At 70.2% G+C, this 17,155-nt stretch carries 17 protein-coding genes; 1 reads left to right on the forward strand and 16 read right to left on the reverse strand.

Going from position 1 to position 17,155, the window contains the following annotated elements; all coding sequences use genetic code 11:
* Nucleotides 1-14 precede the first annotated feature (14 nt).
* The 16 genes from QN141_03350 to QN141_03425 form a co-directional block, all read right to left on the reverse strand.
* Nucleotides 15-998, reverse strand: coding sequence for an alpha-ketoacid dehydrogenase subunit beta (locus QN141_03350; GenBank protein ID MDR7557501.1), 984 nt, complete (start codon nt 996-998; stop codon nt 15-17).
* A gap of 5 nt (nt 999-1,003) precedes the next feature.
* Nucleotides 1,004-2,026, reverse strand: a complete 1,023-nt coding sequence (locus tag QN141_03355) for a thiamine pyrophosphate-dependent dehydrogenase E1 component subunit alpha (protein MDR7557502.1) — start codon at nt 2,024-2,026, stop codon at nt 1,004-1,006.
* Between the two features lie 33 nt (nt 2,027-2,059).
* Nucleotides 2,060-3,463, reverse strand: coding sequence for a dihydrolipoyl dehydrogenase (gene lpdA / locus QN141_03360; protein ID MDR7557503.1), 1,404 nt, complete (start codon nt 3,461-3,463; stop codon nt 2,060-2,062).
* A 158-nt stretch (nt 3,464-3,621) separates the two neighbouring features.
* Nucleotides 3,622-4,035: a DUF2203 domain-containing protein gene (locus QN141_03365; protein ID MDR7557504.1), complete on the reverse strand. Its 414-nt coding sequence runs from the start codon at nt 4,033-4,035 to the stop codon at nt 3,622-3,624.
* 3 nt (nt 4,036-4,038) lie between these two features.
* Nucleotides 4,039-5,565: a molybdopterin-dependent oxidoreductase gene (locus QN141_03370; GenBank protein MDR7557505.1), complete on the reverse strand. Its 1,527-nt coding sequence runs from the start codon at nt 5,563-5,565 to the stop codon at nt 4,039-4,041.
* A 214-nt stretch (nt 5,566-5,779) separates the two neighbouring features.
* Nucleotides 5,780-6,436 carry an NADH-quinone oxidoreductase subunit C gene (locus tag QN141_03375; protein MDR7557506.1) on the reverse strand — a complete coding sequence of 219 codons (657 nt, stop codon included), beginning with the start codon at nt 6,434-6,436 and terminating at the stop codon, nt 5,780-5,782.
* A complete protein-coding gene (locus tag QN141_03380; protein MDR7557507.1) occupies nt 6,433-6,957 on the reverse strand; it encodes an NADH-quinone oxidoreductase subunit I in 525 nt (174 codons plus the stop codon). The genes QN141_03375 and QN141_03380 overlap by 4 nt, the downstream gene beginning before the upstream one ends.
* Complete coding sequence (locus QN141_03385; protein MDR7557508.1) at nt 6,954-8,057, reverse strand: NADH-quinone oxidoreductase subunit D; 1,104 nt, start codon at nt 8,055-8,057, stop codon at nt 6,954-6,956. Before QN141_03385 ends, QN141_03380 begins: the two co-directional genes overlap by 4 nt.
* A gap of 4 nt (nt 8,058-8,061) precedes the next feature.
* A complete protein-coding gene (locus QN141_03390; protein ID MDR7557509.1) occupies nt 8,062-8,574 on the reverse strand; it encodes an NADH-quinone oxidoreductase subunit B family protein in 513 nt (170 codons plus the stop codon).
* Between the two features lie 162 nt (nt 8,575-8,736).
* Complete coding sequence (locus tag QN141_03395) at nt 8,737-10,623, reverse strand: transketolase (protein ID MDR7557510.1); 1,887 nt, start codon at nt 10,621-10,623, stop codon at nt 8,737-8,739.
* A gap of 7 nt (nt 10,624-10,630) precedes the next feature.
* The gene (locus QN141_03400; protein ID MDR7557511.1) at nt 10,631-11,092 is read right to left on the reverse strand and encodes an SUF system NifU family Fe-S cluster assembly protein; all 462 of its coding nucleotides are present in this window, start codon (nt 11,090-11,092) and stop codon (nt 10,631-10,633) included.
* Between the two features lie 60 nt (nt 11,093-11,152).
* Entirely contained in the window at nt 11,153-11,635 is a 483-nt protein-coding gene (locus QN141_03405; protein MDR7557512.1) for a hypothetical protein, read from the reverse strand.
* A 37-nt stretch (nt 11,636-11,672) separates the two neighbouring features.
* Nucleotides 11,673-12,521 carry a PrsW family intramembrane metalloprotease gene (locus QN141_03410; GenBank protein MDR7557513.1) on the reverse strand — a complete coding sequence of 283 codons (849 nt, stop codon included), beginning with the start codon at nt 12,519-12,521 and terminating at the stop codon, nt 11,673-11,675.
* 22 nt (nt 12,522-12,543) lie between these two features.
* Nucleotides 12,544-13,023, reverse strand: coding sequence for a DUF3592 domain-containing protein (locus tag QN141_03415; GenBank protein MDR7557514.1), 480 nt, complete (start codon nt 13,021-13,023; stop codon nt 12,544-12,546).
* A 7-nt stretch (nt 13,024-13,030) separates the two neighbouring features.
* Nucleotides 13,031-13,321: a DUF350 domain-containing protein gene (locus QN141_03420; GenBank protein ID MDR7557515.1), complete on the reverse strand. Its 291-nt coding sequence runs from the start codon at nt 13,319-13,321 to the stop codon at nt 13,031-13,033.
* Nucleotides 13,322-13,337: 16 nt separating this feature from the next.
* Nucleotides 13,338-13,868 carry a hypothetical protein gene (locus tag QN141_03425; protein MDR7557516.1) on the reverse strand — a complete coding sequence of 177 codons (531 nt, stop codon included), beginning with the start codon at nt 13,866-13,868 and terminating at the stop codon, nt 13,338-13,340.
* A gap of 208 nt (nt 13,869-14,076) precedes the next feature.
* On the opposite strand from QN141_03425, the gene QN141_03430 reads away from it, so the two are divergent.
* The gene (locus tag QN141_03430) at nt 14,077-16,983 is read left to right on the forward strand and encodes a BTAD domain-containing putative transcriptional regulator (GenBank protein MDR7557517.1); all 2,907 of its coding nucleotides are present in this window, start codon (nt 14,077-14,079) and stop codon (nt 16,981-16,983) included.
* The last annotated feature ends 172 nt before the right edge of the window (nt 16,984-17,155 follow it).

A 17,155-nucleotide genomic window follows, 5' to 3' on the forward strand; every position in this document is an offset into this window, starting at 1 on the left:
ATGGCCTCCCGGCCCTACAGCGCGGCCAGCCTGCGGATGGCGTCGGCGATCTTGTGCCGGTCGATGAAGAACCACTCCTCCAGCGGTTTGCTGAAGGGAATCCCCGGGACGTCGGGCCCCCCGAGGCGGATCACGGGAGCGTCCAGGTCGTAGAAGGCCTCTTCTGCGATCAGCGCCGCGATCTCGGCACCGTAGCCGCAGAACCGGTTGTCCTCGTAGACGATCAAGGCCCGGTTGGTCTTGGCCACGGAGTGGAGGATTGTCGTCGTGTCCAGCGGGGCCAGCGTGCGCACGTCGACCACTTCCGCGTCGATCCCCTCGCCGGCCAGCGTCTCCGCCGCCTGCAGCGCCTCGTGCAGCATCCAGCCGTAGGCGAACACCGAGAGATCCTTCCCCTCGCGCCGGACGGCGGCCGGGCCGATGGGCACCGTGTAGTCGTCGTCGGGCACCTCGCCCTTGACGATCCGGTACATGCGCTTGTGCTCCAGGAACAGCACCGGATCGGGATCGCGCACGGCGGATTTGAGCAGCCCCTTGGCGTCATAGGGCGTGGCGGGGGCGACGACCTTGATCCCGGGGACGTGGGCGTAGAAGGCCTCGATGGACTGGGAGTGGTAGAGGGCGGTGCCGTGGGACCCGCCGTAGGGCGTGCGGAACACCACCGGGCAGCCGAAGGCGTTGTTGGAGCGGTAGCGCATCCGGGCCGCCTCGCTGACGATCTGGTTGAAGGCCGGGTGAATGAAGTCGGCGAACTGGAACTCGGCGATGGGCAGCAGGCCGTTGGCGGCCATGCCGATGGCCACCCCGGCGATGGAGGACTCCGCCAGCGGCGCGTCGATGACCCGCTCCTCGCCGTACTTCTCCAGCAACCCGGCCGTGGCCCCGAAGACTCCGCCCTTGCGGCCGACATCCTCGCCCAGGACGACGACCCGGTCGTCCCGGGCGAACTCCTCGTGGTGGGCCAGGTTGATCGCGTCGATATACCGCCGCTCCGCCACGGGACTCACCGCCCTTCGAAGAACACGTAGCGCGCCGCGCTGGCCGGCTCGGGCAGGGGCGCGCGCTCCGCCGCCTCGGTGGCCTGGTCGATCTCCCGCCGCACACGCGCGGCGATCTCCTGCCGGACGGTGTCGGTGAGAAGCCCCACGCTCTCCAGGTAGGCGCCGAAGACGCGCAGCGGGTCCCGGGCCCGATCGGCCTCGATCTCGTCCTTCGTCCGGTAGCGCTCCTGCTGGTCGTCGCTGCTGTGCGACCCCAGCCGCGGCACCTGGAACTCCAGCAGCATCGGGCCCTCCCCCCGCTTCGCCCGCTCGTAGGCGTCCCGGGCCACCCGGTAGCACTCCAGCACGTCGCTGCCGTCGGCGACCACGCCGGGGAAGCCGTAGCCGGCGGCCCGGGCGGCGATGCTGCCTCCGGCCACCTGCTTGTGCAGCGGAACGGAGATGGCGTAGGCGTTGTTCTCCACGACGAAGATCACGGGCAGCCGGTAGAGGCCGGCCCAGTTCATCGCCTCGTGGACGTCCCCCTGGCTCGTCCCGCCGTCGCCGATCGCCACCATGGTCACCTCGCCGGTCCTGCGCACCCTGGCGGCGTAGGCGATGCCCACCGCGTGGGGGTACTGGGTGCCCACCGGGCTGCTGGTGCTCAAGATCTTCACCCGGGGATGGCCGTAGTGACCCGGCATCTGGCGGCCGCCGCTGCTGGGATCGGCCGCCCGCGCGAACAGCCCCAAAAGGATGTCGGTCGGGGTCATCCCTTTCACCAGACAGGCCGCGATGGACCGATAGAACGGCACGAACCAGTCCTGGGCCTTGTCCATCGGCCACATCGCCGCCACCTGACACCCCTCGTGGCCGGGGCCGGAGATGACGAACATCGCCTTTCCGGCCCGCTGCAGCACCCACATCCGCTCGTCCAGGGCCCGGGCCAGGGCGATGTAGTAGTACATCTCCAGGACATCCCGGTCGCTCAGCCCGAGCTGGGCGTGCCGTGCCGAGACCCGGGGCTTCGCCTCCATCGCGCTCATCGTCGCTCCACCCCTCCGATCCAGTCCGCCGGGTTAGACGTGGATGACCCTGCCCATGGCATCCAGGGCCGCCTCTTTGAGCGCCTCGGACAGCGTGGGGTGCGAGTGGACCGCCGCACCCAGCTCCGCCACCGTCGCCTCGCCGTACTTGGCCACCACGCCTTCCGCGAGCAACTCGGTGACCGACGGCCCGATCATGTGGATCCCCAAGATTTCGCCGATCCTGGCGTCGGCGACCACCTTGACGAACCCCTCCCGCATCCCCTGGATCACCGCCTTGCTGTTGGCCTGGAAGCTGAAGCGCCCCACCCTGACGTCGTAGCCCTGCTGGCGCGCCTGCTGTTCGGTGAGCCCGACCGTGGCCACCTGGGGAAGGGAGTACGTCGGCCGGGGGACGGCGTCGTAGTTGAGGGGATGGCCGCCCACGCCCGCAATGCGCTCGACCACGGCGATCGCCTCGTCGCTGGCCACATGGGCCAGGCGGAAGGGCCGGGCTCCCGTCAGCACGTCGCCGATGGCGTAGATCCCCGGGGCCGTGGTCTGCAGGTGCTCGTCGACCACGGGGGCGTCCTTCTCCACGGCCACCCCGGCCTCGTCGAGATTCAGCCCCGCCGTCACCGGCGCGCGGCCGATGGCCACCAGCAGATAGTCGGCTTCCAGCGTCCGCGTCTCGCCCCCCTGGACGACCGTGACCGCGACCCGGTCGCCGCTCACCCGCGCGCTCTGCGCGGCCGTCTCCGTCATGGCGCGAATGCCCCGGCGGGCGAAGGATCGCTCCAGCGTCCGGCCGATCTCCTCATCCTCCAGCGGCAGCAGGGTGGACAGCAGTTCGACCACCGTCACCTCGCTGCCCAGGGCCCGGTACAGGCTGGCGAACTCGACCCCCACCGGCCCTGCGCCCAGGATCACGATGGACCGCGGGACCTCCGTCAGCCCCAGGGCGCCGGTGCTGTCGAGAATGCGCACGTTGTCGATGGCGATGCCGGGGAGGCTGCGGGGAGCGGAGCCGGTAGCGATCATGACGTGTCTGGCCGTGAGCGCCGTCTCCGACCCGTCCGCCAGGGCCACCCCGATGGTCTCCCGGTTGAGGAACCGGCCTTCCCCGGTGAAGACGTCGATCTTGTTCTTGCGCATCAGGAACTGCGTCCCCTTGTAGAGGGTCTCGACCACCCGGGCCTTGCGTCGGTGCGCCGCGGCGACGTCCACGGAGACCTCGCCGGTCCGCACCCCGAGATCCGGAGCATCCTTCAGGTGTTCCAGGAGTTCCGCCGTCTGGAGCAGCGCCTTTGTCGGGATGCAGCCGGCGTGCAGGCAGGTCCCGCCCACCTTGTCGCGCTCCACCAGCGCGGTGCGCAGCCCCAGCTGGGCGGCCCGGATGGCCCCGACGTAACCGCCGGGTCCGCCCCCGATGATCACCACATCATACGGTTCCGGCATTCCTGCCCCTCATGGACACCGCTCAGGCCGCAGCCGGCCCTCGGCAGGCATCGGCGCGGCTCGTGGAGCGGCGGGAATCATGCTCGTCATGCGGCCGGAGGTGGAACAGATCATCAGGTGTGTTCGGGTGGATCCGACCCGTTCCTTCCGCGGACCGCTCAATGTCCGCGACCCCGCGGCAGTTCGCTCAACGGCTTTCGCCCGGCGTAGCCCTCGTCGGCCCCGTGCCAGAACCGCACGGTGTCTTCGCCGAGACGCCAGCAGAGGAAGACCTCCCGCTCTCCGGCCCGCGCGGGAAAATCGATCAGGCCCAGGTCGAGGTCGCGCAACACACAGCCGATCTCCTCCAGGCGCGAGGCCGCCTCCGCCGCCCGCAGCGCGCGGTGCTCCACGTCCCGCTGCGCGGCGAGGAGGTCGTCCAGCACCGGCTCGCCCCGGCCCAGCCGCTCCCAGCATCCGTCGAGCCGGCCCTTTGCCGCCAGGACCTCGTCGCGCAGGCTGCGGAGGCGCCGCACCAGCTGCTCCACCTCGGGAAGGACGGCCACCGCCTCCGCCACCGTGAAATACCGCATGTGTTAGTTGCGTACCCGGACCCGCAGCGTATGATACCCCGACGCGCCGTCCGGCAGCGGCGGCGCCTCCTTCGCCGTCTGCAGCACCCCGCCGCCGTCTTTGGCTCTGACCTTCAGCGTGTACTCCCCGGGACCGGTGGGCTTCCACAGGGCCGCCCACAGCACCCAGGTGAACGGACCCAGCGCCGGCTTCACCTCCGCCTTCTGCCAACTCCTCCCTCCGTCGGTGCTCACCTCGACCTCCCGGACGCCCCGGTCGCCGGCGTAGGCCACGCCGCCGAGGGGCACCTCCTCCGGGGCCACCGTGCGGGGCAGCGTGGTGAACTTGGACATCGTCTTCACCACCGCCTCATCGCTCCAGCCCGAGCGCTCCCAGTAGCCCTGGAAGTCGTAGTCCACCACCTCGATCCGGGTGATCCACTTCGGATTCTTCATGCCGAATAGCCCCGGCACCAGGAGCCGCACGGGGAAGCCGTGCCTGGGAGGCAACGGTTCGCCGTTCATCTCGTAGGCCAGCAGCGTGGTGGGATTCAGCGCGTCGGCGATGGGGATCGACTCGGTGTAGCCGTCGGCGCAGCGGAAGGCGACCTTCACCGCCTTCGCCCCGGGCCCGCCGGCCTGCTGGAGGATGTCGCGCAGCCGCGCGCCCTTCCACCGGGCGTTGCCGATCAGGTCGCCGCCGACCTCGTTGCTGATGCACTCCAGCGTCTGGAACTGCTCCACGGACGGGAACTGGCGGAGCTGCTCGTAGCCGAGCTTGAGCGGACGCGCCACCAGCCCGCCGACCTCGAGCGACCAGCGGTCGGCGTTCAGGACCGGGTCGAATCCCGGGGGGTTCTTGCTCACGACGTAGAACTGGTCGGTCGGCGTGATCTCCGGAGGGAGATCCCGGACCCGGGCGAAGAGGGACTGGGCAACGGCGCGGGTTCGACCGCCGACCGCTGACATCCATCGCGCCGCCGAGGCTCCGGCCGCGGCGGCCACGAAGAGGAGCAGGCCGCGGGTGAGTACTTCACGGCGGGTGACACCGCCCTTCGGAGCCGCGGCCACAGGCCGCGGTGGCCGGCCGACGGTGACTGCGTACACGAGCGCGTACAGCGTCGCGTACCCGGCGATAGCCAGCGCAACCGGTAGGGTGCCGCCGTCCGCCGCCCCCAGCGCCTGGTGCCGTGCGGCCAGGGTGGCGCTCGCCGGTCCCCAGGTCAGCAGGGCGAGGACGCCGGCGGAGACGGCCCAGGCCAGGAGGAGCCGCGGCCAGGGGCGCACCCTGACGAGGAGCGCGCCGAGCACCCCCCAGAGCACGACGATGCCCAGCAACATGCCCCAGAAGGCGGACGGTTTCGCCGCGAACTTCAGGCGCACGATGAAGTAGGAGAAGACCTCCATCGGGATCGCCCGCAGCATCCGGTCCCACAGCGCCAGGGCCACGGCGGGGATCCCGGACGTAAAGAGGCCGAGGTAGATCGCCGCCGTGGCAATCCCCCCGGCTCCAACGCCCGCGATGAATCCCGATCGGATCGAACGGGACATTTCAGCTCCAGTATACCCCAAATTACCTGCCGTCCACCGTGGCCTCCTGGGGCCCGTCTGCGCCCGCTAGGGGCGGCCTCCGTGGGCGAAGGCCTTCCCGATGCCCGGAGGAAAAGGACGCGTCGGTGTCACGGAGCCGGGACGATCAAGCCGGGGCGACAAAGACAGAAGGAACGGCGGCGCCGTTCCTTCCCTCCTCGCGGCAGGCACGCCTTCAGGCGCGTTCGCCCAGCCCCAGGCCTTCGAGGTCTTTCTGCCGCTGTTTCGCCGCCTCGACCAGCCACGGCGGATCCTGGTAGACGTAGTCCTTGCGCAGGGGATGGCCGACCCAGTCGTCGGTCATCATGATCCGCCGGAGATTGGGATGTCCCTCGAAGACGATCCCGAACAGATCGTAGGCTTCCCGCTCGTGCCAGTTTGCGCCGTCCCAGATCGAGGTCACCGAGGGCACGACGGGGTGGGCGCGGTCCACGCGCACCTTGAGGGCCAGTTCCTCCTTCGTTCGGTGGGAGTAGAGGTGGTAGAGCACCTCCAGCTGCCCCGCCGCTGGGCGATCGATGGCGCTGACGAAGGACAGGTACGACAGGCCGAACTCCGGGTCGCCCGCCAGCGCCCGGCAGACTTCCAGCAGGCGTTCGCGCGGGACGAAGACCCCCGGCGTGAGGAACGCCGGCGGGGCCTCGTGGGCCGGGCGTCGGGGGGCCGGACGGGCGGGCGCTCCGCCGGGGGAGGCGCCGCCTTCCGGACCGGCGGACGGAGCCGGCGGGGCGGGGCCGGCCGGCTCCCCGTGATGCTCCGCCGCTCCGGGCCGGGGGAACAGCTCGAGGTCCGGAAACCTGGCCCGCAACTTTTCGGCGAGCTCCCAGCTCATGGCCGGCCTCCGGCCGCCCCCAGGTCGCCGCGCACCTTGATCATCCCCGTGGCGATGGGCTCTTTGGGGGCGGCCCGGTGCAGGTCGTCCAGTGTGTAGAGGAGGTTGGCCCGGTTGTAGGTGCTGGCCTCGTAGTGCGGGACGAAGACGATCGCCTCCGTCGGACAGACCTCCACGCACAGCCCGCAGTAGCAGCACTTGTCCATCTCGATGTCGAAGCGCGTCAGCACGCGCTCCTTGCCCTTGCCCGTAGCCTCAATGTGGATGCAGCGGTCGGGACAGACCCGCTCGCACTGAAAGCAGATGATGCATTTGTCGTTGTCCGTCTCGGGATCGATGGGCAGCGCCAGCAGGCCGTGCCAGCGGTGGCTGACGTTCACCTTCTGCAGCGGGTAGACCACGGTGGCCTTGGGCTCGAACATCGTGCGCAGCGTCGCCCGCAGCCCGACGACAAGACCCACGGCGGCTTCCCACGCCTGTTCGAGACGCCCCTTCTTCCCGTCGACGGCCGCCGTGTTCATCGGTCCACGTCGCTCAGGACGATGTCGATGCTCCCCAGGATGGCGATGACGTCCGCCACCTTCCACCCCCGCATCATCTCCGTCAGGGCGTAGAGATTGCTGAAGGCCGGCGCCCGGATCTTCACCCGGTAGGGTTTCTCCGAGCCGTCCGCCACCAGGTAGATCCCCAGGTCGCCGCGCGGCGATTCGGTCCGTGCGTAGACCTCCCCGGCGGGCACCTTGACGTTCACCTGGACTTTGCTGCGGATCTCCCCCGGAGGCAGCTGCTCCAGGCACTGCCGGATGATCCGCACGCTCTGGCGCATCTCCTCCATGCGCACCTCGTACCGGGCGAAACAGTCCCCGGCGGTGCGCACGGGGACGTCGAACTGCACGCGGTCGTAGACCTCGTAGGGATGGGCCTTGCGCACGTCATAGGCCAGCCCCGAGGCCCGCGCCACGGGACCGGAGGCGCCCATGGCCACGGCCTTCTCCAGGGGCAGCACGCCCACGCCCCTGGTCCGGGCCTGGAAGATGGGGTTGCCGGTGAGGAGCTGGTCGTACTCGGGCAGCCGGGAGAGGAAGTAGTCGCAAAACTCGGCGCACCGGTCGGTCCAGCCTTCAGGCAGGTCCTCGTTCACTCCGCCCAGCCGAAAATAGACGTGGTGCAGCCGGCCCCCGGTGCTGGATTCGAAGAGGTCCATGATGCGTTCGCGCTCGCGCATCGCCCACAGGAACGCGGTGAAGGCGCCCAGATCGATCCCGAAGGTCCCCCACCAGATGAGGTGGCTGCTGATGCGCTGCAGCTCCAGCATGATGGTGCGGATGTAGCGGGCGCGCAGGGGGACCTCGATCTTCGCCAGGCGCTCCACGGCCAGGACCCAGACCTCCTCGTTGGCCATCGCCGTCAGGTAGTCCATGCCGCGGTCCACCAGGGCGATGTTCTGGAGGTAGGTGCGCGACTCCATCATCTTCTCCACGGAGGAGTGGAGGTAGCCGATGTCCGGCTGGGCGTCCACGATGTTCTCGCCGTCCAGGGTGACGATGAGGCGCAGCACGCCGTGGGTACTGGGATGCTGCGGGCCCATGTTCAGGATCAGCTCTTCGGTGCGGAGGGCCATCGGGCTATCCGCCGGCCTGCGCCGCGGCGGCGATCCGGCGGCGCAGGAAGGGCTCCTTGCGGATCTTCTCCTGCAGTTTCAGGAACCCCTCATAGAGCGCCTCGGGACGGGGCGGACAGCCCGGGACGTAGACGTCCACCGGGATGATCTGGTCGATCCCCTTCAGGATCGAGTAGTTGTCGTAGTAGAAGGGCCCGCCGCAGGTGGCGCAGGATCCCATGGAGACGACGTATTTCGGTTCCGGCATCTGCTCCCACAGCCGGCGGATGATGGGGGCGATCTTGATCGTGGCCCGACCGGCGACGATGATGCAGTCGGCCTGGCGTGGCGTGCCGCGCGGGATGATGCCCACCCGGTCGGCGTCGAAGCGGGTGGCCATGAACTGCATCATCTCGATGGCGCAGCAGGCCAGCCCGAAGGTCAGCGGCCAGACCGAGGCGGCGCGCCCCCAGTTCAGGACTTCCTCCACCTTGGTCAGGATCACCCCGCCGCCGGGCAGGGCGTCGATGACCTCCAGCGCCCGATCCAGGGGCAGGACGGTGCTGCGCGGGAGGGCTTTGGGGTCAGCCGACACGGGCGCCTCCTGAGGACAACTCAGTCCAGTTGGTACTCCGGAGCGGCGGAGATGTCCTCCCTCCGCTCAACGCCGCCGGCCTGCCGGTTCATCCCGGTCAGGACCTCATCCGCGGACGGGACCGCCCACCGGCGCCAGGGCGCGCACGACCCGGACGATCTGCCCGGCGCTGATCCCGGCGGCGTCCAGCAACTCCTCCGGCGTCCCCGACCCCGGCATCCCGCGGACGCCGAGGGTCACGACGTGGGGAAACGGGGTCGTGCCGGCGAGCGCGGAGAGCACGGCTTCGCCCAGCCCGCCCTCCGGCCAGTGATCCTCCACGACCACCACTCGACCCGTCTCCCGCGCCGCCTCCCGCAGCGTGTCCCGATCGATGGGTTTGACGGAGTAGGCGTCGATGACGCGGACGGCGACCCCCTCCGCCGTGAGCCGCTCTGCGGCCTTCAGGGCCTCGTGGACGGTGATGCCGGCGGCCACGATGGTGGCCTGATCACGGGGAGAGCGTCGCACCACCACGCTGCCGCCGATGGGAAAGGTCTGATCCGGCCCGTAGATCACCGGCGTCTTCTCGCGCGTCGTCCGCAGGTAGACGATCCCGGGTCGGTCGACCATCGCGGCGACGAGTCTGGCGGTCTGGTTGGCGTCGCAGGGGTACAACACCGTGCTGCCCCCGACGGCCCGCATCATCGCCAGATCCTCCAGGCCCATCTGCGAAGGGCCGTCGGCGCCGATACTCACGCCGGCGTGCGAGCCGCACAGGCGCAGGTTGGCCCGCGAGACGGCGGCCATGCGGATGAAGTCATAGGCGCGGGTGAGGAAGGCGGCGAAGGTCGAGGCGAAGGGGATGTAGCCCCGCACCTGCAGCCCCACCGCGGCGGCCACCATCTGCTGCTCGGCGATGTACATCTCGAAGTACCGGTCCGGGTATGCCCGGGCGAACTCCTCGGCGTAGGTCGAGTTGTTGACCTCCCCGTCCAGGACGACGACCTCCGGTCGGGCCGCCCCCAGGGCGCGCAGGGCGTCGCCGTAGGCCCGTCGCGTGGCCACGGCGTCGCCAACGTGATAGGACGGGAGGGTCAGGGGGCCGGCGGCCGCCGGCATGGGGCCGGACGCCGCCGGCGCGGGGCGCCGGACCTCCACGGTGATGGAGCGCACGCCTCCCAGGGCGGCGATCGCCTTCTCCGCTTCGGCGGCCGGCAGCGCCTTGCCGTGCCAGCCGTCCCGGTCCTCCACGGCGGCCACCCCTTTGCCCTTCACCGTTCGGGCCAGAATCATCACCGGGGCGTCGGTGGAGGCTGCGGCGCGGGTGTAGGCGTCGTCGATCTCTCCCAGGTCGTGGCCGTCGATCTCGATGGTCCGCCAGCCGAAGGCCTGGGCCCGCGCCGCGTAGGCGGCGGTGTTCCACCCCAGCATCGTCGGGCCGCGCTGACCGAGGCGGTTCACGTCCACGATGCAGATCAGGTTGGACAGCCGGTAGAAGGCGGCATGCTCCACCGCTTCCCACACCGAGCCCTCGGCCATCTCGCTGTCCCCCGAGAGCACCCACACCCGGTAGGGACGCCGGTCCAGGTACTTGCCGGCCAGGGCCAGGCCCACCCCGATGGCCAGCCCCTGCCCCAGCGAGCCCGTGGCCACCTCGATCCAGGGCAGCACCGGGGCCGGATGGCCTTCCAGGGGGCTCCCGAAGGTGCGCAGGGACATCAACTGCTCGTCGGTCATCGCGCCCGCGGCCTTGAACATGGCGTAGAGCAGCGGGCAGGCATGGCCCTTGGAGAAGATCAGGTGGTCGTTGTCGGGATCCTTCGGGTTGCTGAAGTCGTAACGCAGATGGCCGTCGAGCAGCACGGCCATGAGATCGGCCGCCGACAGCGCGGAGGTCGGGTGTCCGGAGCCGGCCCTGGTGGTGGCGCGGATGCTGTCCACGCGCAGCTGCGCCGCCAGCTCACGCCGGCGCTCTTCACTGACCATCGTCGTCTCCTTGGCGCCAGACACCGGGTCGCTACTCCGAGGTGGCCTTCGTCGCGGCGATGCCCTTCCCGCGCTGGAACTCGTCTACGCCCTGCTCCAGCGCCACCCAGGACAGCGTCGCGCATTTCACGCGGACGGGGAACTTGCGCACGCCCTGGAGGGCCAGGAGATCGCCCAGGTCCTCCTCCCCCACCGCCTCGCCCGCCATCCAGGCCCGAAACCGGCCGGACAGGCGCCGGGCCTCCTCGAGCGTCTTGCCCTTGATCTGCTCGGTCATCATCGACGCGGAGGCCTGGCTGATGGAGCAGCCACGGCCGACGAAGCGCACCTCGGCGATCCTTCCCTCCGCCAGTTTCACGTAGATGGCGAGCTCGTCCCCGCACAGGGGGTTGGCCCCCTCCACCTTGATGTCGGGGTCGGGCAACTCTCCGCGGTTGCGCGGATGGCTGTAGTGGTCGAGGATCAGCTCGCGGTAGAGGTCATCGAGCGCCATGGCCGAACCTCACCAGACCATTCTGCACCGGCGCCCGGGGTTTGTCCATGCGCAGAGGGGTCAGATCTGGGCGAAGGCCCGGCTCGTGCGCCAGAGGGCGTAGAGCAGGGCGAAGGCGACCAGGGCGCGGACGAGTGCGGGTCCGAGGACGAAGACCAGGCCGAAGGCTCCCAGGGTCATAGCCGCCGCGCCCAGGATCGTCAGAAAGAGGAGGCGCCAGAACCGGTCGGTGCGCCAGGCCTGCGCCCGATAGGCGTGTTTAATCTCGCGGAACGACACCTCGGCGCCGAAAGAGCGGCCCGCGCCCTGCCCCGGGTCCTGGGTGATCAGGGCGTAGAGGATCGTCCCCATGAACGCCGTGAAGCCGACGACGGTCACCAGGATGGCTCCGCCGAGGAAGGCCGGGCGATGGCGTGCGATGACCCGATCGATGGCGCGGAACCACTCGCTGCGCTCGGCGAGCGGGCCCAGGACGACGACCGCCAGCAGGATCAGGCCGAGGCGCAGGGCGGTGCGGAACCCGCGCTCCAGCAGGTCCGACATCGGCCTCCGCCCGCGCCCTCCGCCTGGTGCCGGCGGGTTATCCGCCGGGTTCGGCCTCGGCGGCGGCGAGGGGCCGACGCGCCAGTTGATCCCGCCTGAAGGGCGAGGCGCGGAGCGCCTTCCGCAGCAAGAGGAAGTAGATCCCGACGCCCAACGCCCAGACGGCGACGGCCAGGCCAAAGTACGGCGTGAGCAGCGCCTCGTCGGGATCCAGGAACTGCGGCAGGTTGTAGGCAGCATGCAGGCCGGAGGCGGCCAGCAACCCGAAGACGACCGAGCGCGCCGATCCCCCGCCGACGATCCGCCGCCCCAGCACGTAGCCGGTGATCCCCGACCAGCTCACGTGCCCCAGGGATGACAGCAGAGCGCGCAGCGGCGCCGTCACGGCAAGAGCGGCGACAAGGGCGCTGGCACCGGCCTGCCCGCCGGAGGCGCCGGCTTCCGTCGCCGACTGAAACGTCCCGACGAAGGCCCGCATGATGTAGCCGAAGTTCTCCCCCGCGGCGAACCCCAGGGCGGCGGTGGTCAGGTAGATCATGCCATCCACGACTTCGTTGAAGCGGGGATCGTTCCGCGTGCTGTTGGTGGTGACGAGATACTTCATCGTCTCCTCGTTCAGCGCGGCCAGGACGACCATCGCCGCGAGCAAGGTCACGGCGAGCGTGATCGCCCCTCCTTCTGCCGCCGCGTTCACCTGCGGGCCGAAGAGGGCGGAGAGGAAGTCGTTCAATCCCGCCGCCCAGAATCCGGAGAGCAGCCCCCACAGGAACAGCTTGCCGATGAGGGACTTCGGCTCGCGCTCGTAGCGGTCGCGCGAGTAGAAAAACCACAGCCACAGCAGCGCCGGCACCAGCGCCGCCAGCAGGGCCATGATCCGAATGTCCACGGCGATGCCTCCTCCGCCGAGGTCAGGTCGGCGACTCTTCCGGCCTGCCCACCCAGACGCTCCGCGCCGGGCGGCTGGGATCAATCCGGACGAGGACGGCATCCCCCACCTTCCACTCCGCCGCCTCGTCCGGCTCCAGGTATCCGCTCTGGCCGCGGTGCTGCTCCCCCGTGCCATCGGCGTACCGGTAGGTGAGTCTCCACTGAAAGCGCCCGTTGTAGCGCATGCGGGTCTGCTCGACGGCGATCACCTCGCCCTCCACGGCGCGCCCCTCGCGGCGCAGGTACTGCTCGAGCCGGATGCGCTCGTAGGCCCGCCGCACGACCGTCCCGCCGACGGCGGTGATCACGACACCGGCGGCCAGCGGGAGAAGGGAGCCCTCGGCGAGGGCCAGGCCGCCCCCGATGACCAGGAACCCGACGCCGCACAGCAGCCAGATCGCACCGAAGAGCGCCCAGAAGTCCCGCTTGAAGAGCAGGAAGAGCTCCGCCAGGCCGGTCACGACGACCCTACTTCAGGATGACGGCGACGACCAGCAGCGCCATGGCCAGGATCGTCGCCCCCTGGACCAGGGCCACGGCCGTGTTGCCGCGCTTCAGCTCGGCCATCTCGTCGATGCCGGGGGTCACGCGGTTGAACACGCGCATGGCGATGGGCGCCATGATGGCGAAGGCCACGCCGGAGACGATCACCCAGAAGATCATGAAGGCCGCGTTGAGCAGCACCCGGCCGTAGTCGGGACCGGTCGGGATGCCAAAGGGCGGCGTGGCCTGCAGGATGGACGCCACCAACCAGGTCATCGCGTCTGCCTCCCCTTCAGTCGATGAAGTTCTTGTTGACGAAATCCTTCACGTCGAGAAAGCGCTGCGCCTCGACGTCGTAGATCCGGACGCGAAACCGCTTGAGCACGATCAGGGCCGCCCGATCGCGGTCGGCGTCGGACCTCGCCGCGCGCAGGGCCCGGGCGAACTCGCTGATCTTCTCGTTCTGCTGCCCGAGCTGAACCACATATTTCGTCCAGAGCTGGCTGGAGAAGATGATCGTCTGCGGGTCGTCGCCCCCGACGACGCCGTTCACGGCCAGCCAGGCCCGCAGGGCGTGCTGCGCCACGTCGGGCCAGTTCGGTCGAAGATAGGCGGCCCGCGTGAGGGCAAACCAGTGCGGCGGACCCTCCCGGTCGGCCGGCAGGAAGGTGACCTCGACCACGGCCAGGCCTTCGCGTTCCAGGGCCGCCTTGATCCGTGTCGCCTTCTCCTCCGGCGACTGCGCCGACGCGCCCGCGGGTACCGCCGCGACCAGAGCCAGACTCGCCGCCCATGCGGCGATCGCCCGCGCGTATCGCTGCACCCGTCACCTCCACGGTTCAGAGCCCCGCCGGGCCCGATCTCGGGTCCCACCGTACCAGCAGGACCTGAACAAAACCTGGACGCGGGCGAACAGGAGCCCGGATTCAGGCGGAGAACCCCCGTGGATATCTATGGCTATCCCCACCCCGGCGCGCGCTCCTTCTGGATCGGGCGGCCCGTCGAGGCCCTTCCCGGTACCGGCGTCCGCCGTGTCGCGGCCCCGCCTCCTCGCCCGGCTCGCGGGCGCGGAACGCAAGCGTCTCGTCCTGGTCGTGGCCGACAGCGGCTACGGGAAGACGACGCTCCTGGCGCAGTGGGGGGCAACGCTTCCCACCCACATCGCGCAGGTGTGGTACGGCGCGCGCTCGACCGACGCCGTCGCCCGCACCTTCACACGGCGGCTGGCGGCGCTCCTGGCGGAGTTCGTCGCGCTCGAGCGCCCGGCCCGGTCGCTGGAGGAAGTCCTGGACGGCCTGGAGCGCGAGGTGGTCCTGGTGCTGGACGACGTCCACCACCTCGGCCCCCAGGGACTGACGGTGATCCGGACGCTGCTCGAGCACCCCCGCCTGCATCTCGTCCTGGCCAGCCGCGACGCCGTTGACCTCCCGCTGGCGCGGCTGCGCATCCAGGGACAGATCGTCGAACTCACGGCCGCCGATCTGGCCTTCACGCGCGATGAGATCCTGGCCCTCGGGATCAGCGGAGATCCCGATGCGCTGTTGCGCCAGACCCAGGGCTGGCCGGCGGCGTTCGTCCTGCTGCGGTTGGGCGCGGAGGCGCATCCCTCGGCCACGCGCCGCGATCTGTTCACCCTGCTGGCCGAGGAGGTCTGGCCCCGCCTCGCTCCCGACGAGCGCCTGGTCCTGCAGGCGGCGGCGGTGGCCGGGAGCGTCACCGTCGACCTCGTCGGGCATCTCCTGGGCCGGGACGCGGGAGGGGCGGTCCTGGAGGCCTTCACACAGCGGGGATGGCTGAGTCGCAGCGCGGAAGACCGGTATCAGATGCACAATCTGTTCCGGGAGTTCGTGCTGACCCGTCTTCCCGAGCGGGACCGCACGGCCCTCGCCGGGCGCGCCCTGCAGTGGTGGGTGGAACGGGGTGAGGCCGAGGAGGCCGGGGCGGTCAGCCCGCTGTGCTCGATCGAGGTGCGCCGGCGGTTCCTGGTCAGCCACGGCGCGCTGATCGCGCGCGCCGGCGGCGCGGCGGCGCTCCGGAACGCCCTGGAGCAGCTGCCCTACGACCCCGGCGAGCCCGCAGAGATCATCACCCTCCGCGGACGCCTGGACAATCTGGAGGGCCGCTTTGACGAGGCGCTGCGGTGGTTGGACCTGGCCCAGACCCGGGCCGCGCAGACCAGGAACTGGCGGATGCTGGCGCGCTCCTCGGCCTACGAGGCGGAGATCCACGGCCATCGCGGCGCGTTCGCCGACGCGGCGCTCGCCCTGCGCAGCGCCCTGACGACGATCGGGAACCGGGATCCGGCAGGCCGCGCGGAGCTCGAGGGGTTTCTGGCCTATGAGCTGTTCCAGCTTGGGCAGATCCAGGAGGCCTTCGAGATGATCGAGCGCGCGCGGGCCTGGTTCGCCGAGCACGACAGCAGGCAGCAGGAGTCCATCCTGATCCGGCGGCGGGGCGCGATGCACTCGATGCGCGGCGAGCTGGCCGAGGCCGTTCGATGGGAGCAGCGGGCCCTGCTGCGCTTTCGACAGATGCGCGAGCCGCTTGGCGAAGCGAACGTGGCGATGAACATGGGGCAGACTCTCCTGTGGGCCGGCCGCTTCACCGAGGCCCGCGTTGAACTGGAGACCGCGCTGGCCATCGCCAGGCGCCACGGCCTCATGGGCATGGTCGAGCAGATCCTGCTGGCGCGGGCTGAGGTCGAGGTCGAGGTCAACGGAACCATCCCCGACATTCCGGAGACACATGAATCGGAAAGGGACCTGTTCCTCTGGCGCCTCCTGGCCGCGCGCGCTGCCCGCCGTCAGGGCGAACTCCACCGGGCCTGGCAGGAGTTGGGCGCGGCACGGCCGCTGCTGGCTCCGCTATCACCAACCTATCGGCTCCGGCTCGAGGTCGAAGAAGGCGCGCTGCACCTGGTCGAGCGCAACGTGGCCCGGGCCCTGCGCCTGCTGGAACCGGCCGTCGAGGCTCTCTGGGACGGCCCGCTGCGCGTCGAAAGCTACCTCCCCCGTCTGCACCGGGCCTACGCCAGACTTCTCGATGGACGCCCGGAAGACGTGAAGGCGGATCTGACCATGTTGCTGTCCTGGCGCTCCGAAGCCGACCTCGGGGCGCTGTGGGGTCGCGAAACGTGGGCTGCGGTGCCCGTGCTCGAATTCGCCCGCCGGGAGGGAATCGAGCGCGGATACGCCGCGTCCCTCCTCGAGCGTTTTGGATCACCTGCCGCGAAGGATGCAAAACCAAAGATCCGTGTGGGCATCCTGGGCCCGCTCCGGGTGGAGCGTGAGGGGACGCCGATCGACGAGGACGCCTTCGGCCGTCCTCAGGTCCGCCAGCTCCTCGGCTATCTCGCCCTGCACCACCCGCGCGCCGTGCCCGCGACCGAACTGGTGGAAGCACTCTGGCCGCAGGCCAAAACCATCGAAGAGAGCTCACTCTACACGACCGTGTCGCGCCTGCGCCGCGTGCTGGGAAGAGAGACGGTGGTGAAGGACGGCACGGGATACCGCCTGGGGCCCGGCGTGGCAGTAGACGCCGAGGCCTTCACGCGTGCCCTAAGTATCCGTCCCCCGCGCTGGGCCGACCTCTCGGCGCTCTACCGCGGGGATCTCCTCGCCGATCTGCCGCTTGCCGAGTGGTGCTTCCTGGCCCGCGATACGTTCCGGAATCGCTTCATCGACGCTGCGGTCGGCGCCGGCGAAGCCGCCCTGGCCCAACGGGACCACACCTCGGCGCGCCAGGCCTTCGAACGGGCGCTCGAGATCGACCCCACCTGCGAGCCCGCGCTGCAGGGCCTGATGCGCCTCCTCGTTGTGACCGGCGACCCGGCCCGGGCCCTGCGCCTGTTCCAGCGGTTCTCGGAGACGCTCCAGCGAGAGCTCGGTCTGGCACCGAGCGAGGAGACGCTCCGCCTGGCCAGGCGTCTCGCCGGGTGACCGGACGGCCTATCGAACTTCGCGCCCTTCCGCCATCCTGCGGCGCGCGGGCCCTATGCTCCCGGTGAGCTCTTCGGCCTGCGGCGGTCGGCAATCGCCTTCCCGATCTACCAAAAACACCTTTTGCTCGCTGACGGAGATCTCCACCGCGCCCTTTCCCCGGACCGACCAT

The sequence above is a fragment of the Armatimonadota bacterium genome (assembly GCA_031459765.1).
Lineage (GTDB): Bacteria > Sysuimicrobiota > Sysuimicrobiia > Sysuimicrobiales > Kaftiobacteriaceae > Kaftiobacterium > Kaftiobacterium secundum.

Excerpts from the sequence above, each read along its gene's own strand:
- QN141_03365 (MDR7557504.1), bottom strand. The coding sequence starts at position 4,035 with ATGCGGTATTTCACGGTGGCGGAGGCGGTGGCCGTCCTTCCCGAGGTG.
- QN141_03380 (MDR7557507.1), bottom strand. The coding sequence starts at position 6,957 with ATGAACACGGCGGCCGTCGACGGGAAGAAGGGGCGTCTCGAACAGGCG.
- lpdA (MDR7557503.1), bottom strand. The coding sequence starts at position 3,463 with ATGCCGGAACCGTATGATGTGGTGATCATCGGGGGCGGACCCGGCGGT.
- QN141_03405 (MDR7557512.1), bottom strand. The coding sequence starts at position 11,635 with ATGTCGGACCTGCTGGAGCGCGGGTTCCGCACCGCCCTGCGCCTCGGC.
- QN141_03420 (MDR7557515.1), bottom strand. The coding sequence starts at position 13,321 with ATGACCTGGTTGGTGGCGTCCATCCTGCAGGCCACGCCGCCCTTTGGC.
- QN141_03385 (MDR7557508.1), bottom strand. The coding sequence starts at position 8,057 with ATGGCCCTCCGCACCGAAGAGCTGATCCTGAACATGGGCCCGCAGCAT.
- QN141_03370 (MDR7557505.1), bottom strand. The coding sequence starts at position 5,565 with ATGTCCCGTTCGATCCGATCGGGATTCATCGCGGGCGTTGGAGCCGGG.
- QN141_03355 (MDR7557502.1), bottom strand. The coding sequence starts at position 2,026 with ATGAGCGCGATGGAGGCGAAGCCCCGGGTCTCGGCACGGCACGCCCAG.
- QN141_03375 (MDR7557506.1), bottom strand. The coding sequence starts at position 6,436 with ATGAGCTGGGAGCTCGCCGAAAAGTTGCGGGCCAGGTTTCCGGACCTC.
- QN141_03400 (MDR7557511.1), bottom strand. The coding sequence starts at position 11,092 with ATGGCGCTCGATGACCTCTACCGCGAGCTGATCCTCGACCACTACAGC.